We start from the raw sequence: 1,818 nt of genomic DNA, 5'->3' as shown, positions 1-1,818 counted from the left end.
CTGATGCTCGTTCATCCGCGGCCGGGGAGTTTCTCGTAGAACTCGGCCAGTTTCTGTCGCATCCCGGTCATGACGATGCCGGTGCCTTCCGGGTCGCCCTTGGCGACCGCTGTCGCGGCCTTCTTCGCCTGCCCGGTCTTGATGTGCGGCGGGATCGGCGGGACCTCCCGGTCGACCTTGAACTCCAGCACCACCGGCCGCTCCGCCGCCAACGCCCGATCCCAGGCCACACCCACCTGGTCCTGCTGGTCACAATAGATACCTTCCATCCCGAGCAACCGCGCGAACTCCGCGTAAGGCACGTCCGGGATGTCCTGCGAACCCGGGAACTTCGGATCACCGGCCATCGCACGCTGCTCCCACGTCACCTGGTTCAGATCCTGGTTGTTGAACACGGCAAAAACCAGCGGCGAGCCGGACAACCGGTCCAGATACCGCTTGACAGTGATCATCTCCGCCATGCCGTTCATCTGAAACGCACCGTCTCCGACGAAGGCGACGACCGGCCGTCCCGGGTGCGCGAGCTTCGCCGCGATCGCGTACGGCGTGCCCGGACCCATCGACGCCAACGTCCCCGCCAGCGACGCGTCCATACCGTCGCGGATCTTGATGTGGCGCGCCCACCAGTTCGTGATGGAACCGGTGTCACAGGTCAGGATCGTGTCATCAGGCAACCGCCCCGACAGCTCCCACGCCACCGACTCCGGATTGACCTGATCGAACTCCTGATGCGCGCGACGATCCAACACCCGCCACCACTCGTCCACGTTCGCCTCGACGGTCTCACGCCACGAGCGGTCGTCCTTGCGTTCCAGCCGCGGCAACAGCGCCTTCAACGCCTCCCTCGCATCCGCCACCAGATGCGCCTCCATCGGATACCGGGCACCGATCATCGTCCCGTCGGTGTCGATCTGCACCCCCCGCGCCTGCCCCTCCTCCGGAAGCCACTCGGCATACGGGAAACTCGACCCCACCATCAGCAACGTGTCACAGCCAGTCATCATCTCGTCACTCGCGCTGGACCCAAGCAACCCGATCGGGCCAGTCACGAACGGCAGGTCGTCGGGCAGCACCGCCCGCCCCACAGACGCCTTCGCGACCCCCGCACCCAACCGGTCGGCGACCTCGAGCACCTCCGCCCCCGCGTCTGCCGCACCCTGACCAACCAGCATCGCCACCTTCGACCCCTCATTGAGCACAGCAGCCGCACGATCCAGCTCGGCCTCATCCGGCAGCATCCGCGGACGACTCCACCCCACACTGGTGTACACCGACCCGTGCTCACGCGGCGGCGAAACCACAGCCTCGGACTCACCAACATCATCAGGCACAACAATCGTCGCCACACCACGCATCGTCAGCGCGGTCTTCATCGCCCGATCCACCAGCATCCGCGCCTGCGCCGGCTCCATACACACCTGCAGGAACTCCGACACATCCTTGTACAAACTGACCAGATCGATCTCCTGCTGATACCGCGCACCAAGCGAAACCCGCTTCTGCTGACCCACAATCGCCAACACCGGCTGCCGATCCAACTTCGCGTCATACAAACCATTCAGCAGGTGCGTCGCACCACCACCAGACGTCGCCAGACAACAACCCACCCCACCAGTGAACTTCGCATGCCCACACGCCATGAACGCGGCCATCTCCTCATGCCGCACCTGAACGAACTCCGGCCCCACCGCAGAACGATCCAAAGCACCCAGGAACGCATTGATCCCATCACCCGGATACCCAAAAACCCGATGTATGCCCCACTCACGCACACGCGCCAACACGAAATCCGCAACCGTCGCCATGACCCCTCCATCG

The 1,818-nt window shown here is 64.5% G+C and carries 1 protein-coding gene; it reads right to left on the bottom strand.

Going from position 1 to position 1,818, the window contains the following annotated elements; all coding sequences use genetic code 11:
- Nucleotides 1-11: 11 nt before the first annotated feature.
- Entirely contained in the window at nt 12-1,805 is a 1,794-nt protein-coding gene (locus CLV30_RS25780; RefSeq protein ID WP_106540121.1) for a thiamine pyrophosphate-requiring protein, read from the bottom strand.
- Nucleotides 1,806-1,818 lie beyond the last annotated feature (13 nt).

Source organism: Haloactinopolyspora alba (genome assembly GCF_003014555.1).
Taxonomy (GTDB): Bacteria; Actinomycetota; Actinomycetes; order Jiangellales; family Jiangellaceae; genus Haloactinopolyspora; species Haloactinopolyspora alba.
Note: the sequence above shows the minus strand (reverse complement) of the source record. Positions and strands in the feature narration are given on the sequence as shown.

Bases quoted from the DNA above. Each gene is read 5' to 3' on its own strand.
- CLV30_RS25780 (WP_106540121.1), bottom strand. From the start codon at position 1,805: ATGGCGACGGTTGCGGATTTCGTGTTGGCGCGTGTGCGTGAGTGGGGC.